This window comes from Vogesella alkaliphila (assembly GCF_014652475.1).
Lineage (GTDB): Bacteria > Pseudomonadota > Gammaproteobacteria > Burkholderiales > Chromobacteriaceae > Vogesella > Vogesella alkaliphila.
On the sequence record NZ_BMYW01000002.1, the window covers coordinates 226,943 to 249,252 of the forward strand.

Annotated in this window: 22 protein-coding genes and 1 tRNA gene; 19 read left to right on the forward strand and 4 right to left on the reverse strand. The window is 65.7% G+C overall.

All coding sequences use genetic code 11. The annotated features are described in order from the left end of the window. Window positions 1–3: 3 nt before the first annotated feature. Window positions 4–1,299 (reverse strand): NCS2 family permease, encoded by a 1,296-nt coding sequence (locus IE100_RS04290; protein ID WP_189372895.1) that lies wholly within the window; start codon window positions 1,297–1,299, stop codon window positions 4–6. 164 nt (window positions 1,300–1,463) lie between these two features. On the opposite strand from IE100_RS04290, the gene gmk reads away from it, so the two are divergent. The 11 genes from gmk (at window position 1,464) to IE100_RS04345 (ending at window position 11,313) form a co-directional block, all read left to right on the forward strand. Further along, window positions 1,464–2,090 carry a guanylate kinase gene (gene gmk, locus IE100_RS04295; RefSeq protein WP_189372896.1) on the forward strand — a complete coding sequence of 209 codons (627 nt, stop codon included), beginning with the start codon at window positions 1,464–1,466 and terminating at the stop codon, window positions 2,088–2,090. Window positions 2,091–2,157: 67 nt separating this feature from the next. Further along, window positions 2,158–2,364 (forward strand): DNA-directed RNA polymerase subunit omega, encoded by a 207-nt coding sequence (gene rpoZ, locus IE100_RS04300; protein ID WP_189372897.1) that lies wholly within the window; start codon window positions 2,158–2,160, stop codon window positions 2,362–2,364. Window positions 2,365–2,372: 8 nt separating this feature from the next. Beyond that, window positions 2,373–4,535: a RelA/SpoT family protein gene (locus tag IE100_RS04305; RefSeq protein WP_189372898.1), complete on the forward strand. Its 2,163-nt coding sequence runs from the start codon at window positions 2,373–2,375 to the stop codon at window positions 4,533–4,535. Window positions 4,536–4,537: 2 nt separating this feature from the next. Then, window positions 4,538–4,741 carry a sulfur carrier protein ThiS gene (gene thiS / locus IE100_RS04310; protein ID WP_189372899.1) on the forward strand — a complete coding sequence of 68 codons (204 nt, stop codon included), beginning with the start codon at window positions 4,538–4,540 and terminating at the stop codon, window positions 4,739–4,741. A 22-nt stretch (window positions 4,742–4,763) separates the two neighbouring features. Then, complete coding sequence (locus IE100_RS04315; RefSeq protein ID WP_047967785.1) at window positions 4,764–5,558, forward strand: thiazole synthase; 795 nt, start codon at window positions 4,764–4,766, stop codon at window positions 5,556–5,558. 129 nt (window positions 5,559–5,687) lie between these two features. Next, window positions 5,688–5,900, forward strand: coding sequence for a 30S ribosomal protein S21 (gene rpsU / locus IE100_RS04320; protein WP_047967786.1), 213 nt, complete (start codon window positions 5,688–5,690; stop codon window positions 5,898–5,900). Window positions 5,901–6,005: 105 nt separating this feature from the next. Further along, on the forward strand, window positions 6,006–6,452 hold the full coding sequence (locus tag IE100_RS04325; RefSeq protein ID WP_189372900.1) for a GatB/YqeY domain-containing protein: 447 nt from the start codon (window positions 6,006–6,008) through the stop codon (window positions 6,450–6,452). A gap of 10 nt (window positions 6,453–6,462) precedes the next feature. Next, window positions 6,463–8,268, forward strand: a complete 1,806-nt coding sequence (gene dnaG / locus IE100_RS04330) for a DNA primase (protein ID WP_189372901.1) — start codon at window positions 6,463–6,465, stop codon at window positions 8,266–8,268. Between the two features lie 57 nt (window positions 8,269–8,325). Next, on the forward strand, window positions 8,326–10,254 hold the full coding sequence (gene rpoD / locus IE100_RS04335) for an RNA polymerase sigma factor RpoD (RefSeq protein WP_189372902.1): 1,929 nt from the start codon (window positions 8,326–8,328) through the stop codon (window positions 10,252–10,254). Window positions 10,255–10,284: 30 nt separating this feature from the next. Continuing rightward, a tRNA-Ile gene (locus IE100_RS04340) sits at window positions 10,285–10,361 on the forward strand. Between the two features lie 235 nt (window positions 10,362–10,596). After that, a complete protein-coding gene (locus IE100_RS04345; protein ID WP_189372903.1) occupies window positions 10,597–11,313 on the forward strand; it encodes an alpha/beta hydrolase in 717 nt (238 codons plus the stop codon). A 26-nt stretch (window positions 11,314–11,339) separates the two neighbouring features. Here the strand turns inward: IE100_RS04345 and IE100_RS04350 are convergent, their stop codons facing one another. Beyond that, on the reverse strand, window positions 11,340–12,227 hold the full coding sequence (locus IE100_RS04350) for a LysR substrate-binding domain-containing protein (protein ID WP_189372904.1): 888 nt from the start codon (window positions 12,225–12,227) through the stop codon (window positions 11,340–11,342). A 113-nt stretch (window positions 12,228–12,340) separates the two neighbouring features. Here IE100_RS04350 and IE100_RS04355 point away from each other — a divergent pair, with 113 nt between their 5' ends. The 6 genes from IE100_RS04355 to IE100_RS04380 all read left to right on the forward strand — a co-directional run bounded on the left by IE100_RS04355 (window position 12,341) and on the right by IE100_RS04380 (window position 18,128). Continuing rightward, window positions 12,341–13,501, forward strand: a complete 1,161-nt coding sequence (locus IE100_RS04355) for a methionine aminotransferase (protein ID WP_229800219.1) — start codon at window positions 12,341–12,343, stop codon at window positions 13,499–13,501. A 5-nt stretch (window positions 13,502–13,506) separates the two neighbouring features. Next, a complete protein-coding gene (locus IE100_RS04360) occupies window positions 13,507–14,319 on the forward strand; it encodes a carbon-nitrogen hydrolase family protein (RefSeq protein WP_229800237.1) in 813 nt (270 codons plus the stop codon). Between the two features lie 29 nt (window positions 14,320–14,348). After that, the gene (locus IE100_RS04365) at window positions 14,349–15,110 is read left to right on the forward strand and encodes a transporter substrate-binding domain-containing protein (RefSeq protein ID WP_189372905.1); all 762 of its coding nucleotides are present in this window, start codon (window positions 14,349–14,351) and stop codon (window positions 15,108–15,110) included. 232 nt (window positions 15,111–15,342) lie between these two features. Next, the gene (locus IE100_RS04370; protein ID WP_189372906.1) at window positions 15,343–16,107 is read left to right on the forward strand and encodes a transporter substrate-binding domain-containing protein; all 765 of its coding nucleotides are present in this window, start codon (window positions 15,343–15,345) and stop codon (window positions 16,105–16,107) included. 58 nt (window positions 16,108–16,165) lie between these two features. Beyond that, window positions 16,166–17,305 carry an alanine racemase gene (gene alr / locus IE100_RS04375; RefSeq protein ID WP_189372907.1) on the forward strand — a complete coding sequence of 380 codons (1,140 nt, stop codon included), beginning with the start codon at window positions 16,166–16,168 and terminating at the stop codon, window positions 17,303–17,305. Beyond that, window positions 17,265–18,128, forward strand: coding sequence for a LysR substrate-binding domain-containing protein (locus tag IE100_RS04380; protein ID WP_189372908.1), 864 nt, complete (start codon window positions 17,265–17,267; stop codon window positions 18,126–18,128). The genes alr and IE100_RS04380 overlap by 41 nt, the downstream gene beginning before the upstream one ends. A gap of 1 nt (window position 18,129) precedes the next feature. On the opposite strand, the gene IE100_RS04385 is transcribed toward IE100_RS04380, so the two are convergent. Next, window positions 18,130–18,912 carry a DODA-type extradiol aromatic ring-opening family dioxygenase gene (locus IE100_RS04385; protein WP_189372909.1) on the reverse strand — a complete coding sequence of 261 codons (783 nt, stop codon included), beginning with the start codon at window positions 18,910–18,912 and terminating at the stop codon, window positions 18,130–18,132. A 69-nt stretch (window positions 18,913–18,981) separates the two neighbouring features. Continuing rightward, complete coding sequence (locus IE100_RS04390) at window positions 18,982–19,392, reverse strand: DoxX family protein (protein ID WP_189372910.1); 411 nt, start codon at window positions 19,390–19,392, stop codon at window positions 18,982–18,984. A gap of 119 nt (window positions 19,393–19,511) precedes the next feature. Between IE100_RS04390 and IE100_RS04395 the strand changes: the two genes are divergently transcribed. Together IE100_RS04395 and IE100_RS04400 are read left to right on the forward strand one after the other, a co-directional pair. After that, window positions 19,512–20,420, forward strand: coding sequence for a LysR family transcriptional regulator (locus tag IE100_RS04395; RefSeq protein WP_189372911.1), 909 nt, complete (start codon window positions 19,512–19,514; stop codon window positions 20,418–20,420). Window positions 20,421–20,536: 116 nt separating this feature from the next. Further along, on the forward strand, window positions 20,537–22,309 hold the full coding sequence (locus IE100_RS04400) for an ABC transporter substrate-binding protein (protein WP_189372912.1): 1,773 nt from the start codon (window positions 20,537–20,539) through the stop codon (window positions 22,307–22,309). Window position 22,310 lies beyond the last annotated feature (1 nt).

Consider the following 22,310-nt stretch of genomic DNA (forward strand, 5'->3'; position numbering starts at 1 on the left):
GCCTTAGTGGAAGAATGCCAGTTTCACGATCCACAGCCCGGCGATCACCAGTACCGCCGGTCTCAGGTCGGCAAAGCGGCCGGCCAGGATCTTGATCACGGCGTAGCTGATGAAGCCGAAGGCGATGCCGTCGGCGATGGAGAAGGTGAACGGCATCGCCACCGCGGTCATCACCGCCGGTGCCGATTCGGTCAGGTCGTCCCAGTCGATCTCGGCCAGGCCGCGCGTCATCAGCACCGCGACGTAGCACAGCGCCGGCGCGGTGGCGTAGGCCGGCACCGTCTTGGCCAGCGGCGAGATCCACAGGCAGGCGAGGAACAGGATCGCCACCACCAGCGCGGTGAGGCCGGTACGGCCGCCGACGGCGGTGCCCGCCGCAGATTCAATATAGGCGGTGGTCGACGAGGTGCCCATCGCCGCGCCGGCGGTAATGGCGATCGAGTCGGCCATCAGCGCGCGCTTCAGACGCGGCAGCTTGCCGTCCTTGTCCAAGAGGCCGGCGCGGTGCGACACGCCGACCAGAGTGCCGGTGGTGTCGAACAGGTCGACGAAGAAGAACACGAAGATCACGCCCAGCAGGCCGGCGGTCATTGCCCCCTCCAGGTCCATCTGCATGAAGGTCGGCGCCATGCTCGGCACCGGCGCCACCACGCCTTCGAAACCGGACAGGCCCAGCGCCACCGACAGCACCGTCACCGCCAGGATGCCGATGATGATGGAGCCGTGCACGCGGCGGTATTCCAGCGCCACGATGATGAAGAAGCCGAGGATGGCGAGCAGCACTTTCGGGTCGTGCAGGTTGCCCAGCGTCACCAGCGTGGCTGGATGATCGGCCACCACGCCGGCGTTCTTCAGCGCGATGATGGCGAGGAACAGGCCGACCCCGGCGGAGATCGCGAACTTCAGCGACTGCGGAATCGCGTTGACGATCGCCTCGCGCACCTTGAACAGGCTTACCGCCAGGAACACGATGCCGGAGATGAACACCGCGCCCAGCGCCGCCTGCCACGGCACGCCCATGCCCTGTACCACGGTGAAGGTGAAGTAGGCGTTCAGGCCCATGCCCGGCGCCAGCGCGATCGGGTAGTTGGCGACCAGCGCCATGATGCCGGTGCCCAGCGCCGCAGCAAGGCAGGTGGCCACGAACACGGCGTTGAAATCCATGCCGGTGAGCGACAGGATCGCCGGGTTGACGATGACGATGTAGGCCATGGTCAGGAAGGTGGTAAAGCCGGCGATGACCTCCGTTCTCACGTCGGTGCCGTGCTCTTTCAGCTTGAAAAAGCTTTCCAGCAGCATTGTGTTATCCCTCAGATTACGCAGATAAGTTTCTGACAAAACGCGCGATTTTAACTGAAACGCCCGTTTCACGCTCGGCGAGATGCGCTGCCGCGCGGTACTTAACCAACAATGGCCCTTGTGGTATCCTGAAATATTATTTCCGATCGTTGGCAGGAAGCCTCATGTCGCAAACAAACGGCACGATTTTCATCGTGGTCGCCCCGTCCGGAGCCGGTAAAACCTCGCTGGTCAGCACGCTGCTGCAAGCCGAACCCGGCGTCGAACTCTCCGTGTCCTATACCACCCGCGCCCCGCGCACCGGTGAAGAAAACGGCAGGCACTACCACTTTACCGATCGCGCCACGTTCGAAAACATGATCGAAGCCGGCGATTTCCTCGAGTACGCCGAGGTCTACGGCAACTACTACGGCACCAGCAAGCGCTGGCTGCGCGAAAGGTTGGCCGCAGGCCGCGACATCCTGCTGGAGATCGACTGGCAGGGTGCGCGCCAGGTGCGCGAGGTGTTCCCGGACGCGGTGTCGGTATTCATCCTGCCGCCGTCGATCGAGGTACTGGAAGCCCGCCTGCGCGGCCGCGCCACCGACAGCGAGGAGGTCATCGCCCGCCGCCTGTCCGAGGCGCGCGCCGAGATCGACCAGGTCGCCGAGTACGACTACCTGATCGTCAACGACGATTTCGAACAGGCGCGCCTGGACCTGATCAGCGTCATCCGCAGCCAGCGCTTGCGCGGCGAGCGGCAATGCCGTCACCATCAGGCAGCGATTGCCGCGATGCAGACGCCGGCCTGATACTTGCAGAGACGCCGCAACAACCCCATTATTTTTTGCACCACCTTCACCAGGGAGACCCCCATTCATGGCCCGCATTACCGTTGACGACTGCCTGGACCGTATCCAGAACCGCTTTGACCTGACCCTGGCCGCCTCCTACCGCGCCCGCCAGGTCGCCTCCGGCGCCACCACCTTCGTGGACCAGGGCCGCAACAAGCCGACCGTTGTCGCGCTGCGCGAAATCGCCGCCGGCCACATCGGCCGCGAGATCCTGACCCGCAACAAGTCGTAAGCCGCAACATGAGCCAGGACAGCGCCGCCGAACACATCGACTACAACGCCCTCGTTGACGCCGAGGCGGCGGCCCTGTTCGACGCGGCCAACCAGTACCTGCGCCCGGAGGACGTGCAGCTGCTGCGGCAGGCGTTCGCCACCGCGCGCGAGGCGCACGAAGGCCAGACCCGCAAGAGCGGCGAGCCCTACATCACCCACCCGCTGGCGGTAGCGGCGATGCTCACCGACTGGCGCCTCGATGCGCAGGGCCTGGCCGCAGCACTGATGCACGACGTGCTCGAAGACACCGGCGTCAGCAAGCCGACGCTGAGCGAGAAGTTCGGTCGCACCATCGCCGACCTGGTCGACGGCCTGTCCAAGCTGGAGAGGCTGGAATACCAGACCAAGGAATCGGCGCAGGCGGAAAACTTCCGCAAGATGGTGCTGGCGATGGCGCGCGACATCCGCGTCATCATCGTCAAGCTCGCCGACCGGCTGCACAATATGCGCACGCTGGACGCCATGCGCGAGGACAAGCGCCAGCGCATCGCGCTGGAAACGCTGGAAATCTACGCGCCGATCGCCAACCGCATCGGCCTGAACAAGGTCTATCGCGAACTGCAGGACCTGGCGTTCAAGCACCTGCACCCGCACCGCTACAGCGTGCTGTCCAAGGCGGTACGCGCCGCGCGCGGCAACCGCCGCGAAGTGGTCAACAAGATCCTGCAGGCCGTCACCCACAAGCTGGGCGAGGCCAATATCGAGGCCACCATCAAGGGCCGCGAGAAGAACCTATACAGCATCTACAAGAAGATGCAGGAGAAGCACCTGTCGTTTTCCGAGGTGCTCGACATCTACGGCTTCCGCATCGTGGTCAAGGACAACGCCAGCTGCTACCTGACGCTGGGCGCGCTGCACAGCCTGTACAAGCCCATCCCCGGCAAGTTCAAGGACTACATCGCCATCCCCAAGGGCAACGGCTACCAGAGCCTACACACCACCCTGTTCGGCCCCTACGGCACGCCGGTGGAGATGCAGATCCGCACCCAGGAGATGAACGCCGTCGCCGAGGCCGGCGTCGCCTCGCACTGGATGTACAAGTCCGGCGACGCCAGCATCGACGCCGCCAAGCAGCGCACCCACCAGTGGCTGCAGAGCATCCTCGACATGCAGGAAGAGAGCGAAGACGCGATCGAATTCCTGGAACACATCAAGATCGACCTGTTCCCGGACGAAGTCTACGTCTTCACCCCCAAGGGCAAGATCATGGTGCTGCCGCAAGGTTCCACCCCGGTCGACTTTGCCTACGCGGTGCACACCGACATCGGCCACCGCTGCATCGCCGGCCGCGTCAACTTCAACCTGGTACCGCTGCGCACCGTGCTGCGCAACGGCGACACCGTCGAGATCATCACCTCGACCCAGGCCAAGCCGAACCCGTCGTGGCTCAATTTCGTGCAGAGCGGCCGCGCCCGCTCCGGCATCCGCAACTACCTGAAGACGCTGCAGCAGAAGGACGCGGTGCAGCTCGGCGAAAAGCTGCTGCGCCAGGCCGCCAGCGCGCTGTCGCCGACCCCGCTGGACATCTCGCCCAAGCTGGAAGACAGCCTGCTGCACGCGCTGGGCGAACGCCAGCGCAGCTTCAACGACCTCCTGGCCGACATCGGCACCGGCAAACAGCTGGCGATCGTGATCGCGCGCAAGCTGTTCGAGCTGTCCGGCGAACAGCTGGGGCAGACTCCGGACGTCGGCCCGGTTACCATCCGCGGCAACGAGGGCGGCGCGGTGCAACTGTCCAGCTGCTGCAACCCGATCCCGGGCGACGCCATCATCGGCGTGATCAGCAAGGGCCAGGGACTGCTGGTCCACCGCAAGGGCTGCGGCAATGCCGCGCGCATCGACCCGGAAAAGCTGCTGGAAGTGAACTGGGAGCCGCAGAAGGACCGCATGTTCGGCGTCAACATCAGCGTACTGGCGCACAACCAGCGCGGCGCGCTGGCCGAAATCGCCGCCGCCATCTCGCACGCCTCGGCCAATATCGAAACGGTCGACACCCAGGAAAACCACGGTGGCGACGGCTTCATCCACATCCACTTCCGCCTGCAGGTCGACAACCTGACCCACCTGGAAAACGTGCTGACCGCGATCCAGCAGGTCCCTGTCGTGCAGCAGGCCGAACGACGCCAATAACCATGACCACGCTCATCATCAACGGCGAAACGCGCCAGTTTGACGAGATCGGCACGCTGGACGCGCTGATCGACACCCTCGCCCTGCGCGGCAAGCGCATCGCCATCGAACACAATGGCGAAATCGTGCCGCGCAGCCAGCATGCGCACACCCGGCTGTGCGATGGCGACACGCTGGAAGTCGTCGTTGCCGTTGGCGGCGGCTAACCCAATCAAGGAGAAAGACACCGTGCAGGACGCTCTGACCATCGCAGGAAAATCCTATCAATCGCGACTGCTGGTAGGCACCGGCAAATACCGGGATTTCCAGCAGACCGCCGACGCCCTGGATGCCTCCGGCTGCGAAATCGTCACCGTCGCCATCCGCCGCGTCAACCTGGGACAGACGGCCGGCGAGCCGAACCTGCTGGACTTTCTGCCGAAAAACCGGTATACACTGCTGCCCAACACGGCGGGCTGCTACTCGGCAGACGATGCCGTGCGCACGCTGCGCCTGGCGCGCGAGCTGCTGGACGACCACAGACTGGTCAAGCTCGAAGTGCTGGGCGACCCGAACAATCTGTATCCCAATATGCGCGAAACCCTGAAAGCCGCGGAAACGCTGGTGAAGGAAGGTTTCGACGTCATGGTGTACACCTCGGATGATCCAATTGCCGCACGCGAGCTGGAACAGATCGGCTGCTGCGCGATCATGCCGCTGGCCAGCCTGATCGGCTCCGGCATGGGCATCCTCAATCCGTGGAACCTGCAACTGATCATCGAGCAGGCCAATGTGCCTGTTCTGGTCGATGCCGGCGTCGGTACCGCTTCCGATGCCGCCATCGGTATGGAATTAGGCTGTGACGGTGTGTTGATGAACACCGCCATCGCCGCAGCACAAGACCCCGTGCGTATGGCACGGGCAATGAAACTTGCTGTCGAAGCAGGCCGCGAAGCCCATTTGGCGGGCCGCATGCCTCGACGCTTTTATTCGGCGACTCCGTCTTCGCCACTCGAGGGGGTGATTTCTTCCCGCAAGGGATGATGCATTCAGGCACACAAATACCCTTTGCCCTGCATCAGGCTTTTACAAAAGCTACGACGTTGTTTACAATACTCATTTTCCTCGGGGCGGTTTTACGCCTCAAGCCAAGATTTTAAGGACCTTCGCTAAATGCCGAATATTCGCGTTAAAGAGAACGAGCCGTTCGAAGTTGCCATGCGTCGCTTCAAGCGCGCGATCGAAAAAACCGGTCTGCTGACCGAACTGCGTGCTCGTGAGTTCTACGAAAAGCCAACTGCAGAACGCAAGCGCAAGAAAGCGGCTGCCGTTAAGCGCCACTACAAGCGCATCCGCAGCCAGATGCTGCCACCGAAGCTGTACTAAGCTTCCCGGTTGTACGCATGAAGACCGCAGGCCTGTCCTGCGGTTTTGCCATTTATACGTTGGCCGCACGCGGCCAACGTTTCCCCCTCAAGTACGGACACGATCATGAGCCTGAAAGCACGCATCCAAGACGACATGAAATCGGCGATGAAAGCCCGCGAAACCGAACGCCTGGCCGCCATCCGCCTGCTGATGGCCGCGATCAAGCAAAAGGAAGTCGACGAGCGTATCGAGCTGGACGACACCGCCATCACCGCGGTGGTCGACAAGATGCTGAAACAGCGCCGTGACTCGATCAGCCAGTACGAAGCCGCCCAGCGCCAGGACCTGGCCGACAAGGAAAAGGCGGAAATGGCCGTGCTGATGGCCTACCTGCCGCAGCAGCTGAGCGAGGCCGAGATCGACACCATGATCGAAGGCGCCATCCTCAGCAGCGGCGCTGCCGGCATGCAGGACATGGGCAAGGTGATGGCGCTGCTGAAGCCGCACATGGCCGGCCGTGCCGACATGGCCGCCGTCTCCGCCCGCATCAAGGCAAAGCTGGCAGGCTGATCCCCACCGGATGATCCCGCAGGATTTCATCGACCAGTTGCTGTCCCGCGTCGACATCGTCGACGTGGTGGATCGTTACGTCCCGCTGAAAAAGGCCGGCCAGAACTACATGGCCTGCTGCCCGTTCCACAAGGAAAAGTCGCCGTCCTTCACCGTCAGCCCCAGCAAGCAGTTCTACCACTGCTTCGGTTGCGGTGCACACGGCTCCGCCATCGGCTTCGTGATGGAGTACCAGGGGCTGCCCTTTGTCGACGCGGTGAAGACGCTGGCCGAAGGCATCGGCCTGCCGGTGCCGGAAGAACGTGCGGCCAACCCCGAGGCCAGCCGTGCGGCGCGCGAGAAGAAGCTGTCGCTGGAGGGCGCGCTGGAACAGGCTGCCCGCTACTACAAGCAGCAGCTGAAACAGGCGCCGGTCGCCATCGACTACCTGAAGGGGCGCGGCCTGACCGGCGAAATCGCCGCCCGCTTTGCCCTGGGCTACGCCCCGGACAACCGGCAGAACCTGGCCAGCGTATTTCCCGAATACTTGAGCCCGGTTCTGGCCGAGTGCGGCCTGGTCATCGACGCCGAGGACGGCGGCCGCCGCTACGACCGCTTCCGCGAACGGGTGATGTTCCCGATCCGCAACCAGCGTGGCGGCATCATCGGTTTCGGCGGCCGCATCCTGTCGAAAGACAAGGCGCCCAATGCGCCGAAGTACCTGAACTCGCCGGAAACGCCGCTGTTCGAGAAGGGCCGCGAGCTGTACGGCCTGTACGAGGCGCGCCAGGCGATCCGCGACGCGAACGCGGTGCTGGTGGTGGAAGGCTATATGGACGTGGTGGCGCTGGCGCAGTACGGCGTGGCGTACGCGGTGGCCACCCTCGGCACCGCCACCACCGGCGAACACGTGCGCAAGCTGCTGCGCCATGCCGACCACGTCTACTTCTGCTTCGACGGCGACAAGGCCGGGCAGAAGGCGGCGTGGCGGGCACTGGAAAACAGCCTGCCGCAACTGGTCGACGGCAAGGCGCTGCACTTCCTGTTCCTGCCGCAGGAGCACGACCCCGACAGCTACATCCGCGAGTTCGGCCGCGAGGCCTTCGAGGCAGCGCTAAAGGAACAAAGCGTGCCACTGTCAGCGTATTTCACGCAGGAGCTGACCGCCCGCGTCGACATGAGCACCCCGGAAGGGCGTGCCGATCTGGTCCGTCAGGCCAAGCCCCTGTTGGAACAGATTGCCGCCCCCACCTTGGGCTATATCATTAAGAAAAGGCTGGCCGAACTGGCCGGCATGGATGTCGACGAATTCGACATGCTCACCGGACACAGCCGTCCGGAGCGCAAGGGGCGTCGCGATTACCAGCTACCTGAACAGTCGAACCGCCCCGGCAGCAGCTCGATGGTGCGCAAGCAGATCAAGTGGCTACTGATGAACCCCGCGTGGGCGCACGATGTCCTAGTAAGTGACAATCGGCCCTACGAAAACGAGATGGCCACCCTGGTGGCCATCGTGGAAGCAATACAGGCCAGTGACAGCGAACTGACGACAGCACGACTGGCAGAATTTTTCCGGCACAGCCCACACGAGCTCACGATCGACTCCGTCCTGTTGGACACCATGCGCGAACCCGAAGAATTCTCCAACCCGGATCAGAACGACCGTGAAAACTTCCGGCTGGGCTTCATCCGCCTGACCGACCGTTACGACGACGACCTGATCTCCGGCCTGTCGGCCAAAGGCTACGAACACCTGAGCAGCGAGGAGTTACAACTGCTGCGTACCCTGCTTGCCAGAAAGCTGGCGCCCTCCGGCGCGGCTCCCCGCAACGGGTGATACCGGGTTGTGATATAATCAATTGTTTTTTTCGGCTTTTTTTGAGCAGGAAACCAAATGGCGGCTTCTCCCGACATCAAGAAACAGAATAACGAACCGGCAACCGAGCCAATGAGCATCGAAGAGCAGCGCAAGCGGCTTCGTATGCTCATTGCCTTGGGCAAAGAGCGTGGCTATCTCACCTACGCCGAGATCAACGACCACCTGCCCGAGGACGTCTCCGACACCGAGCAGATCGAGAACATCGTCACCATGATCGGCGGCCTGGGCATCCAGGTCTACGACGAGGCACCGGACGCGGAAACCCTGCTGATGTCCGACTCGACGCCGGCGGTGGCCGATGAAGACGCGGTGGAAGAAGCGGAAGCCGCGCTGTCGTCCGTGGACGCCGAATTCGGCCGCACCACCGACCCGGTGCGCATGTACATGCGCGAAATGGGTTCGGTCGAGCTGCTGACGCGCGAGGGCGAAATCGTCATTGCCAAGCGCATCGAGGAAGGCCTGAAGAACATGATCCAGGCGATCTCGGCTTGCCCGGGATCGGTTGCGCAGGTGCTGGCCCTGATCAGCAAGGTCGAAGCCGGCGAGATGCGCATCGACGAAATCATCGAAGGCATCATCGACCCGAACGCCGAAGAAGCCACCGAAGAAGTCCCGTTCGCCGAACCGGCCTCCGACGAGGAGCTGGACGAGGATGAGGAGGAAGAAAGCGAAGAGGACGAAGAAGCCAACCAGGCACGCATCAACGAAGCCAATCTGGAAGAGTTGAAGCAGCAGGCACTGGCCCACTTCGCCGAAGTGCGCACCCTCTACGACCAGCTGCTGAAGGCGCTGGCCAAGCACGGCTTTGGCAGCAAGCAGTACAACGAGGTGCAGGACGCGATTTCCGCCCAGTTCATGCTGGTGCGCTTCTCCACCCGCCAGATCGAGAGCCTGTGCGAGAGCCTGCGCAGCAGCGTCAACGACATCCGCAAGCTGGAACGCGAGATCCTCGACATCTGCGTCAGCCGTGTGCGCATGGACCGCAAGCACTTCGTCAGCCAGTTCCCGGGCAACGAGTGCAACCCGGACTGGGTCGAGCGCGAAATCGCGGCCGGCAAGCCATGGTCCGACGTGCTGTCGCGCTTCAAGTACGCGATCATCGAGAAGCAGGGCAAGATTGCCGAACTGCAGACGCAGTCGATGCTGACCATCAACGAGCTGAAGGAAATCAATCGCCAGATGTCGTCCGGCGAGACCAAGGCTCGTCTGGCCAAGCGCGAGATGATCGAGGCCAACTTGCGCCTGGTGATCTCCATCGCCAAGAAGTACACCAACCGCGGCCTGCAGTTCCTCGACCTGATCCAGGAGGGCAACATCGGCCTGATGAAGGCGGTGGACAAGTTCGAATACCGCCGCGGCTACAAGTTCTCCACCTACGCCACTTGGTGGATCCGTCAGGCGATTACCCGTTCCATCGCCGACCAGGCACGGACCATCCGCATTCCGGTGCACATGATCGAAACCATCAACAAGATGAATCGTATCAGCCGTCAGATCCTGCAGGAGACCGGTCGCGAACCCGACCCGGCCGAGCTGGCAGAGAAGATGGAAATGCCGGAAGACAAGATCCGCAAGATCATGAAGATTTCCAAAGAGCCGATCTCGATGGAAACCCCGATCGGCGACGATGACGACTCCCATCTGGGCGACTTCATCGAGGATTCGGTGACCGTGGCACCGGCGGAAGCGGCGATGTACTCCAGCCTGCGCGACGCGACCAAGGAAGTGCTGGACTCGCTGACCCCGCGCGAAGCCAAGGTCCTGCGCATGCGCTTCGGTATCGACATGAATACCGACCACACGCTGGAAGAAGTCGGCAAGCAGTTTGACGTGACGCGCGAGCGGATTCGCCAGATCGAAGCCAAGGCGCTGCGCAAGCTGCGCCACCCGACCCGTTCCGAGCGCCTGCGCAGCTTCCTCGACAACGAACCGGGCAACCAGTAAGCCAATATCCTGCTATAATGGCCGCCGTTTGGGCCTTTAGCTCAGTTGGTTAGAGCAGAGGACTCATAATCCTTTGGTCGCGGGTTCGAGCCCCGCAGGGCCCACCACAAGAAATCAAGGACTTACAGTTCACGCTGTAAGTCCTTTTTCTTTGTTGCCCGCTGCCCTGCCATCCTGGCCACACCGGCCATGCGATAAACATTGCCCCTCTCCGCCGCAGCTTGATTCTTTCCTGCAAGGCAACAATCCGTTTCGTCCATCGCTGTTTATCGCCAGCCAGTCCGGCCGCAGAATCGGGGTCATCCGTCAGCCATGGCGCCGCCGTTTAGCCGAGGAACCCCGATGCACAGCCAGCCACCCCACCCGCCCCTTTCTTCACAAGCGCCATCGGCGCTGCGCCAGGATGCCGCCTCCGGCCTGCACTACCGCGTACTGCAGGCCGATACCGCCGCCGCGCCGCAGCTGTTGCTGCTGCTGTTGCATGGCGTGGGCGGTAACGAGGGTCAGCTGGCCGCGCTTGGCCAGCAGCTGGATAGCAGGGTGAGAGTGGTGCTGGTGCAGGCGCCGCTACAGTTCGGCCCCGGCCAGTTCGGCTGGTTCCAGGTCAGCTTCGGCGCGCAAGGGCCGACGATCAACCCGGCGCAGGCGGAGGCCAGCCGCCAGCAGTTGCAGCGTCTGGTGGCCAGCCTGCAGACGGAATGCGCGCTGGGCGCGGCGCAGACGGTGGTCGCCGGCTTCAGCCAGGGCGGCATCATGAGCGCCGGTCTGGCGCTGACCTCGCCGCAGCTGGTCGGCGGTTTCGGCCTGCTGTCCGGGCGCATCCTGCCGGAAATCGCGCCGCGGCTGGCCGCGCCGCAGGATCTGGCAACGCTGGCCGGCTTCGTCTCGCACGGCGAGTTCGACGACAAGCTGCCGCTGGCGTGGGCGGAAAAGGCCCACCAGTGGCTGGACGAGCTGGGCGTGCCGCACCAGCTGCAGCTGTACCCGGCCGGTCACCAGCTGACCGCGGCGATGGTGCAGGATTTCTGCCGCTGGCTGGCCGCACGCTGGCTGCACTGAGCAGCCGGCTGGCCCGTGTTCAGGGACTAGGCAAGCGGCGCGACGCGTTGCCGGAACCACTGCTGCAGCCGCAGCGCCGCGGCCGCCGGCGCCTGTTCCGGCAGCAGCAGCACGTAGCCGTAGCCGCTGTCCAGGCAGCTGGCGAACGGCGCGATCGCCTGCCCGTTTTTCAGCTCTTCCGCCAGCAGGGTGACGTCGCCGAGGGTGACGCCGAAGCCCTGCAGCGCCGCATTCATCGCCTGGTCGAGGGTGTCGAACACGGTGCCGGCCATCAGCGCCGGTTGCCGCTCGCCGTTGGCCTGCAGCCATTGCCGCCAGTCGCGGCGGTCGGCGGACGGGTGCAACAGCGGGTAGGCGCCCAGCGCCGCCGGGCTGTCCAGCTTGCGGCCAACCTGTGCCAGCAGCGACGGCGACAGCACCGGCGTCAGCCGTTCGGCGAACAGCACCACGCCGCGATCGCCGGCGCTGGCCAGCGGCCGGTAGACGATGGCCAGGTCGTAGTTCTCGCGGGCAAAGTCGATGTCGTGGGCGTGCACGCCGCTGAGCTGCACGCTGATCTCCGGCGCCTCGTCGGCAAAGGCGCGCAACTGCTGCAATAACCAGCGCGCGATGCAGCTGGGCGCCTTCAGCCGCAACGGCGCGCTGGCCGCCGCCGCCTCCGCCACGCCCTTGTCGAGCAGGCCCAGCGCCTGCTGCACGTAGCCGAGCAGGCACTCGCCCTGCACCGACAGTTTCAGGCTGCGCGCGTAGCGGTGGAACAGCGGGTAGCCCAGGTGCGCCTCCAGCTGCGCCATCTGCTTGCTGACCGCGCCCTGGGTCAGGCACAGCTCGTCGGCGGCGCGGGTGAAGCTCTGGTGACGGGCGGCGGCCTCGAACAGCGACAAGGCGTACAGCGGCAGATTGCGGCGCGACATCGCGGCCTCCATGACTGAAAAATTCTCAGCCATAACATGCCGATAAATCGTTTGTCGCACAAGGGGCAGTGGCGTTCAATGGACGCCAGATACCACAACCGGCTCCACAGATCATGCACAACTCCGTCACCGTCCAGTCCAAGCTGCCGCACGTCGGCACCACCATCTTCACCGTGATCGGCCAGCTGGCCGCCAAACACCAGGCGATCAACCTGTCGCAGGGCGCGCCCAACTTCCCGTGCAGCGCCGATCTGGTGCGCTACGCGCACGAGGCGATGCAGGCCGGCCACAACCAGTACGCACCGATGAGCGGGCTGCCGGCGCTGCGCGAGGCGATCGCCGCCAAGGTCGAGACGCTGTACGGCCAGCGCTACGACGTCGACGACGAGGTGACGGTGATGGCCAGCGCCAGCGAGGCGCTGTTCTCGGCGATTACCGCGCTGGTGCACGCCGGCGACGAGGTGATCGTGTTCGAGCCGGCCTTCGACAGCTACATCCCGATGATCGAGCTGCAGGGCGCCACCCCGGTGGTGATCAAGCTTGCGGCCCCCGAGTTCGCCATCCCGTGGGACGAGGTCGCCGCCCGCGTCACGCCGCGCACGCGCATGATCCTGCTCAACACCCCGCACAACCCGACCGGCACCGTGCTGTCCGCCGCCGACGTGGCGCGGCTGGAGGCGCTCACCGACGGCACCGACATCGTCATCCTCTCCGACGAGGTGTACGAGCACGTGGTGTTCGACGGCCAACTGCACCACAGCATGAGCCGCCACCCCAGGTTGGCCGCCCGTTCGGTGGTGGTGACGTCTTTCGGCAAGACCTTTCACGTCACCGGCTGGCGCGTCGGCTACTGCCTGGCGCCCAGGGCGCTGATGGACGAGATCCGCAAGGTGCACCAGTTCGCGATGTTCGCCGCCGACACCCCGATGCAGTACGCGCTGGCGCGGCTGATGGCGGAGCCGGCGCACTACCTCGGCCTATCCGGTTTTTACCAGCACAAGCGCGACCTGCTGAGTCAGGCGCTGGCGGAATCGCCGCTGAAGCTGATCCCGAGCCAGGGCAGCTTCTTCATGCTGGCCAGCTTCGGCCACCTGACGGACGACAGCGACAGCGACTTCGTGCAGCGCCTGATCGTGGAGCACGGCGTGGCCACCATCCCGGTGTCGGCGTTCTACCGCGACGGCACCGACCAGCGCGTGATCCGGCTGTCCTTCGCCAAGGACGACGCCACCCTGCTCGCCGGCGCCGAGCGCCTGTGCCGGATCGGAGGCTGAGCATGATGATGGAGACACTGACCGCCGCCGCCATCCAGATGGTGTCCGGCGACGACCTTGCGGCCAACCTTGAACGGGCCGAGGCGCTGCTGGCCGAGGCCGCGGCGCAGGGCGCGCAGTTCGTCGCGCTGCCGGAGTACTTCTACCTGATGCCGGCCGACGAGCGCGCGCGGCTGGCACTGGCCGAGCCGTTCGGCGCCGGCCCGCTGCAGCAAAGGTTGGCCGCCGCCGCCGCCCACCACGGCGTCTGGCTGCTGGCCGGCACCCTGCCGCTGCAGGGCACGCAGCCGGGGCGCTTCTGCAACAGCAGCCTGCTGTTCGGTCCGCAGGGACAGTGCGCGGCGCGCTACGACAAGACCCATTTGTTCGGCTTCGACGACGGCCGCGAACGCTACGCCGAGGCCGACACCATGCAGGCCGGCGACAGCATCGTCAGCGCCGCCACGCCGTGGGGGCCGACGCGGCTGTCGGTGTGCTACGACCTGCGCTTCCCCGAGCTGTACCGCCAGGCCCCGGCCCCGGTGCTGATCACCGCGCCGGCGGCGTTCACCCACACCACCGGCCAGGCGCACTGGGAGCTGCTGCTGCGCGCCCGGGCGGTGGAAAACCTCGCCTTCGTGGTGGCGCCCGGCCAGGGCGGCGTCCACCCCGGCGGCAAACGCACCTTCGGCCACAGCATGATCGTCGACCCCTGGGGGCAGGTGCTGGCCTGCCACGCCGAGGGCGAGGGCATCGCGCTGGCGACACTCGATTTCACCGGGCAACAGACCTGGCGCAGCCGCCTGCCAGCGCTGCAACACCGTCGTTTCATTGGATAAGCCCCATCAAAGCGTCTCAAGGAGAAAACATGAAACTCAAGCACCTGATCCTGACCGCCAGCCTGCTGGCCCCGTTCGCCACCCACGCCGCCGACAAGCTCGTGATCGCCACCGACGCCACCTACCCGCCGTTCGAGTATGTCGACGCCAGCGGCAAGGTCGCCGGCTTCGAGGTCGACTTCGCCTACGCGCTGTGCAAGGCGATGGCCACGCCGTGCGAGGTCATCAACCAGCCGTGGGACGGGCTGATCCCCGGCCTGCAGGCGAAGAAGTACGACGCGATCATGTCGTCGATGAACATCACCGACGAGCGGCGCAAGGTGGTGGACTTCAGCAAGGTGTACTACCTGATGCAGAACCGCTTCGTCGGCCGCAAGGGCGTGCAGCTGTCCGCCGACCTGAAGGGCAAGACCATCGCGGTGCAGACCGGCACGCCGCAGGACCGCTTCGTCAGCCAGCACTTCAAGAGCGCCAGCATCAAGCGCTACGTCAACGCGCAGGACCCGATGCTGGAGCTGACTTCCGGCCGCGCCGACTTCACCTTCGGCAACACCGTGCAGCTGCAGAAGGGCTTCCTCGATACCGCTAACGGCAAGGCCTTCGCCTTCAGCGGCCCGGTGTTCGACGGCCGCAAGGACAAGCTCCTCGGCGAGGGCGTGGCGGTGGCGCTGCGCAAGCAGGACGGCGAGCTGAAGCAGCGCTTCAACAAGGCCATCGACCAGGTGAAGGCCAGCGGCGAGTACGCGGCGCTGCTGAAGAAGCACCAGCTGGACGGCCTGCTGGAAGACTGATCCGCCCGCGCGGCAACACACCCGACCACACCGGCCACGCGCCGGTGTTTTGCCGTCTGCGGCCAACGTTGGCCGCAAGCCTGGCCGCCGCGGCTCAGTGCAGTGCAGCATGAATTTCTCTCATGCGCCGATCGCCATAAATCATTTGTTCCGCAGCCGCCGGATCATTAGCCTGACTTCAACGGCACCGGCACGCCGCCAACACCAAACCAAGAAACAATCGGAGATCACCATGAACTGCAACAAAGTCCTCGCGCTGTCCCTGTTGTGCGCCCTGCCGCTGCTGGCCAATGCCCAGACCGTGCGCATCGTCACCGACGTCAGCTACCCGCCGTTCTCCAAGGTCAACCCGGACGGCAGCATCGTCGGCTTCGATCCGGACATCGCCCGCGCCATCTGCACCGAGGCCAAGCTGCAGTGCGAAGTCAGCACCATGGACTTCGACGGCATCATCCCGGCGGTGCAGGCCAAGAAGTACGACCTGGCCATCGCCTCGATGAACATCACCCCGGAGCGCGCGAAGGCGGTCGACTTCAGCGACATGTACTTCAACATCCCCGGCCGCCTGATCGCCAAGGCCGGCACCAAGATCGACGACAAGTGGTTCAAGGGCAAGACCATCGGCGTGCTGCGCACCTCGGTGCAGCGCGAGGAAGCCACCGCCAAGTGGGTGCCGAAGGGCGTCAAGCTCAAGCTGTACGGCAAGGTCACCGACAGCTTCCTTGACCTCAGCAACCAGCGCCTGGACGCGGTCTACCTCGACGCCAACGTCGGCGACGAGGACTTCCTGAAGAAGCCGATGGGCAAGGGCTACTCCTTTGTCGGCCCGGTGTACAACGATCCGAAGTACTACATGGGCTCCGGCATCGCGGTGCAGAAGGGCAACAAGGAGCTGCTGGGCAAGGTCAACGCCGCGCTGAAGAAGATCATCGACAACGGCACCTACAAACAGGTGCAGAACAAGTACTTCAGCTACGACATCTACCCGTTCAAGTAAGCATCACCCCTTGCTGACCGACCGCCGGGGCGCCCTGCCCCGGCACGAAAGACCCGCCATGACCCGCACCGCCTACGCCGAAATCAACCTCCCCGCCCTGCGCCACAACTACGCCATCGCCAAACGGCAGCTGCCCGGCACCCGGGTGTGGGCGGTGGTGAAATCCAACGGCTACGGCCACGGCCTGCTGCGCGTGGCGCAGGCGCTGCCGGAGGCCGACGGCTTCGCGCTGATCAACCTCGACGACGCCATCGCGCTGCGCCACGCCGGCATCCGCGCGCCCATCCTGCTGCTGGAGGGCGCCATCGAGGCGCGCGAGCTGGACGAGGCGCACGCCTGGCAGCTGGACGTGGTGCTGCGCTCCGAGCACCAGCTGCAGTGGCTGCGCGCCTGCGGCCAACCCTTGCGTGTGTGGGTGAAGGTCAATACCGGCATGAACCGCTTCGGCTTCGTGCCGGAGCGCGCGATCGAGGTGGTGCGGCAACTGCAGCAGGACGGCGTCTGCGAGGTGGCCGGGCTGATGACGCACTTCGCCTGCGCCGACGATCTGGCGACGCGGCTGGACGCGCCGTGGCAGCGCTTCATGCAGGTGGTCACCAGCACCGGCCTGCCGTTTACCGCGGCCAACAGCGCCGCCACCCTGCGCGCGCCGCTGACCCACGGCGCCGCGGTGCGCCTGGGCGGCCTCCTGTACAACAACAACCCGTTCTACCCCGACACCAGCCTGTGGCCGGCCGGCATCCTGCCGGCGATGCGCTTCGCCGCCCGCATCGTGCACATCGGCGAGCTGCAAGCCGGCGACAGCATCGGCTACGGCGCCGCGTTCACCGCCGAGAAGCCGATGCGCATCGGCATCGTCGGCGCCGGCTACGGCGACGGCTACCCGCGCGCGGCGCCCAGCGGCACCCCGGTGCTGGTGAACGGCCAGCGCGTGCCGCTGGTCGGCCGCGTGGCGATGAACGTGCTGGCCATCGACCTGTCCGAGCACCCCGCGGTGGGCATCGGCGACGAGGTGACGCTGTGGGGCGATGCGGCGCTGAGCTGCGACGAGATCGCCTGGCGCTGCGGCACCATCAGCGAGGAATTGCAGTGCGCATTGACGAGCCGGCTGCCGGTGCGGCAGATTGTGGCGGATAGCCACCCGCGCCCGCTGCCCGATGACCAAACTGCCCCCGCTCAATGCCTTGCGTATCTTTGAGGCGGTCGCCCGCCTGCAAAGCTTCACCAAAGCCGCCGACACGCTGTGCCTGACCCAGAGCGCGGTCAGCCACCAGGTGCGCAACCTGGAAGAACACTTCGGCTTTCCGCTGCTGGTACGCAGCCAGCGCGGCATCACCCTGACGCCCGAAGGCGCCACGCTGCAGCACGGCCTGCACGAGGCGATCCAGAAGATCAGCGAAACCTGCGAACAGCTGAACCAGCGCCAGCACAGCATCCGCATCAAGTCGCCGCCGTCGATCGCGGTGCGCTGGCTGGTGCCGCAACTGCAGCACTTCAAGGAACAGTTTCCCGACCTCGACATCAGCGTCAGCACGGTGTGGGAGGAGAAGCCCGCCTTCGACTGGGGGCTGTTCGACATGGCGATCCAGTACGGCGACGGCAACTGGCCGGGGGTCAGCGTGCAGCTGCTGCACCAGGAGGTGCTGACGCCGGTGGCGGCGCCGTCGCTGCTGGGCGGCGCGCAGACGCTGTCCGAGGACGCGCTGGCGCAGTATCCGCTGATCCACACCAGCCGCGACCGCCACGACTGGCAGCTGTGGCTGGCGGCGCCGTGGCCGAAGGGGCAGAAGGAATTGCTGTTCGACGCCGACGTGATGGGCATCGAGGCGGCGCGGCACGGGCTGGGCATCGCGCTGGTCGATCCGCTGATCGTGCAGGACGCGCTGCGCGACGGCAGCCTGGTCACCCCCTGCCCGCGCAGCGTGCGCAGCGGCAAGGGCTACTACCTGGTGCTGCCGCCGCACGACCGCCACCTGCGCCGGGTGCAGCCGCTGGTGCAGTGGCTGCAGCGGGCGATCTGACTCAGGCCGCCGCGCCGTCGAACGCCCAGGCGTCCATCGCCAGCGCGCCCAGCTCGATGCCGCGGTGCAGGCTGCGGCCAACCTTGCCGTGGGCCGCGCCCAGCGCAAAGAACAGCGGCAGCAGATGTTCGTCGCTGGGGTGGTTCTGCTTGGCGAACGGCACCCGCGCCTCCCAGTCCAGCAAGGCCTCGATATCGTTGTCCAGCAGGCGCTGCGCCATCCAGTCGGCAAACGCCTTCGCCCACGGCTGTTCCGGGCCGCCGGCGCGCGACAGCTCGTACAGATTGTGCGTCATGCTGCCGGAGCCGATGATCAGCACCCCCTGCTCGGCCAGCTGCGCCAGCGCCAGCCCCAGCCGGTAGTGCGCGCGCGCGTCCTGCCGCGGCAGGGTACTGAGGGTGATCACCGGGATGTCGGCCTGCGGATACATCGCCAACAGCGGCACCCACGCGCCGTGATCCAGCCCCTCGGCGCCGTCGTGACGGGCACCGATGCCCGCCACTGCCAGCAGCGCCATCGCCTCGGCCAGCACCTTGTCGTCGCCCGCCGCCGGATACTGCAGTTTGTACAATTCGCGCGGGAAGCCGCCGAAGTCGTGCACCGTGCCCCAGCGCGGGCTGCTGCCGAGCAGCGGCTGCAGCGCGAGGTAGTGCGCCGACATCATCAGGATGGCGCGTGGCCGCGGCAGGCTGTCGGCGTGAGCGCGCCATACCGCCGGTGCCGGCGAGCCGTTGATCAGCACATCCGGACCGCCATGGGACAGAAACAAGGGAGCGAAGAACATGGTGCGTTACCTGTAGCAAGGGCGGTGCCACTGTGGCACCGCCATCGGGATCATTTATTAGATGCTGAATCAGCCTTTCTTGTAGCCGACCGGCTTCAGCGCCGCGGCGCCGTCACCGAGCAGCACCTGCACCAGCGCCGCCACCACCAGGAAGGCCGGATATTCCCAGCCGCCGCCCTGGTTGCTGAACACCCAGCCGTTGCCGCCGTGGCCGAGCACGCCGGCGCCGATCAACAGCGGGATCAGGGCCAGCGCCACCGGACGGGTGGCCACGCCCAGCAGCAGCAGCACGCCGCCACCCAGCTCGGCGGCGATGGTGAAGTAGGCGAAGATCGCCGGCAGCCCCAGCGAGGCGAAGTAGCCGACGGTGCCGGCCGGGGTGAACACGAACAGTTTCAGCGCGCCGTGCGCGACGAACATCAGGCCCAGTGCCAGACGCAGGATCAGGGCGGCGTAAGGAGCGGTACGTTGGTCGATCATGATGGTTTCCTTCGGGTGGTTGGCGCCACGCGCTGTGGCGATGACTGCATTAAACACCTTGCCAGAGCGCGAATAAACGGCTATTCATGCAATGAATTGATAACCAAAAAGAAACAATCATGGACAAGCTGGTGGCCTTGCGGGTGTTCCACAGCATTCACGACAGCGGCAGCTTCGTCGCCGCGGCGGCACGGCTGGAGATGTCCACCGCCATGGTCAGCAAGTACCTCGGCGCGCTGGAACAGGAGCTGGGCACCCGCCTGATCCAGCGCACCACGCGGCGGCTGGCGTTCACCGAGGCCGGGCTGGACTACGCGCGGCGCACCGCGCTGGTGCTGGCGCAGCTGGAAGAAGCCGACGCTGCCGCGATGCAGCAGAGCGTGGAGGCGCGCGGCACGCTGCGCATGGCGGCGCCGCTGTCGTTCGGCATGCGCTACCTCGGCGAGTGGCTGGCCGAGCTGCGCTGCCGCCACCCGCTGCTGCAGGTGGAGCTGGAGCTGTCCGACCGCCAGGTCGACCTGGTGGAGGACGGCTTCGACCTCGCGCTGCGCATCAGCACCCAGCCCTTGGGCGGCGGCCTGATCGCGCGCCCGCTGGGGCGCATCGACATGCTGCCGTGCGCGGCGCCGTCCTACCTTGCGGCCAACCCTGCGCCGCAGACGCCGGCCGACCTCGCCCGCCACAGCTGCCTGCGCTACCAGCAGGGCAACCAGCCGCAGGTATGGCGCTTCTGGCACGGCGACGAGGAAATCGCGGTGGCGGTGGACGGCCCGCTGCATAGCAATAACGGCGACGTGCTGGTCAGCGCCGCGGTGGCCGGCATGGGCATCCTGCTGCAGCCGCGCTTCCTGCTGGAGGACGCGCTGCAACAGGGCCGGCTGCAGCCGCTGCTGGCGGACTACCGCACGCGCAGCGCCGAGGTGTACGTGGTGTACCCGGCGCGGCGCTACCTGCCGATGAAGGTGCGGGTGCTGATCGAGCTGCTGCAGGACATGCTGGCGCGGCTGGCGCCGGCGGCTGCGCGCTGACCCCCGGCACCGGCGCGCCGTTTGCTTAACCCATGGCCGCCAGCACGCCACCCGGCATTGCGCGCGCAAAAGCGCGCATTTGTTGCCAGAATAGAAACAAAACCCGAGGAGCCGACATGAACCCACACGCCCTGCTGGCCACCCTGGCCGCGCTGGCACTGCTGCCGGCGCAGGCCGCCGACATGAACAAGGTGCTGCGCGTGGCGCTGAACGCGCCGGAAACCGGCTTCGATCCGGCCAAGGTGTCCGACCTGTACTCCAGCACCGTCACCGAGAACATCTTCGATCCGCTGGTGACCTACGACTACCTGGCGCGGCCGGCGAAGCTGATCCCCAACACCGTCAGCGCGCTGCCCGCCATCTCCGCCGACGGCAAGGTGTACACCTTCCGCCTCAAGCCCGGCATCTACTTCGCCGCCGATCCGGCCTTCAAGGGCAAGAAGCGCGAGCTGACCGCCGCCGACTACGCCTACAGCATCAAGCGCCACCTCGACCCCGCCATCCACTCGCCGTGGAGCTTCCTGGTCGACGGCCGCTTCGTCGGCGGCAACGAGCTGGTGAAGGCCGCCGGCAAGGGCGCGCTGAACTACGACGCGCCGCTGGACGGCATCCGGGTGCTGGACAAGTACACGCTGCAGCTGACGCTGACCGAGACCAATTTCAACTTCCTGCCCATCCTGGCGATGCCGGCCTTCGGCGCGGTGGCGCGCGAGGTGATCGAGGCCAACCGCGACAACACCAACGCCCACCCGGTGGGCACCGGCCCCTATTTGCTGAAGGAGTGGAAGCCGGGCAGCAGGATCGTGCTGGAGGCCAACCCGGGCTTTCGCAAGCTGGTGTTCAACGCGACGCCGGGTAACGACCCGGTGGACAAGGCGGTGGTGCAGGCGCTGCAGGGCAAGACCCTGCCGCAGGTTGGCCGCATCGAGATCTCCGTCATCGAGGAGGAGCAGCCGCTGTGGCTGTCATTCCTCAACCGCCAGCTGGACATCAGCGGCATCCCGCAGGTCGCGCTGCAGAACGCGCTGGTGATCGACCCGAAAAACCCGCTCAAGGTGCGGCTGGCCGAGCAGTACGCGCGGCAGGGCATCCAGCTGCAGCGCCAGCTGCTGCCGGAGATCACCTTCCACTTCTTCAACATGCAGGACCCGGTGGTCGGCGGCGACAGCAAGGACAGGATCGCGCTGCGCCGCGCCATCGCGATGTCCTTCCCGGTCAGCGAGGCCATCGCCGGCATCCGCCGCGGCCAGGCGGTGCCGATGAACTACATCGTGCCGGCCGGGGTCGCCGGCCACAACCCGGCCTTCCGCGGCGCGCCGAAGTACGATCCGGCGGCGGCCAACGCGCTGCTCGACCGCTTCGGCTACCGCATCGGTAGCGACGGCTACCGCACCCGGCCGGACGGCAAGCCGCTGTCCATCGAGCTGGCCTGCGGCACCAGCAGCACCGACAAGCAGTGGAACGAGTACTGGCAGAAGACCTTCGACACGCTGAAGATCCGCCTCGGCTTCAGGCAGGGCAAGTGGAACGAGCTGTCCAAGGCCAACCACCAGGGCAAGCTGCAGATGTGGGGCATGGCCTGGGGCGCCGACTACCCTGACGGCGAGAACTTCATGCAGCTGCTGTACGGCAAGAATGCCGGCGACTCCAACGCCGCCGACTTCAAGAACGCCGACTACGACCGCCTGTTCGAAGCCTCGCTGAAACTGCCGCACGGTCCGGCGCGCAACAAGCTGTACGACGCGATGAACAAGATCGCGGTGGCGCAGCAGCCGTGGATCTTCGGCGACATCCGCATGCGCAGCACGCTGGCGCACCGCCACGTGAAGGGGCTGAAGCTGCACCCGCTGCTGGGCACCAGCTGGCGCTACCTGGACCTGCAGAAATGAG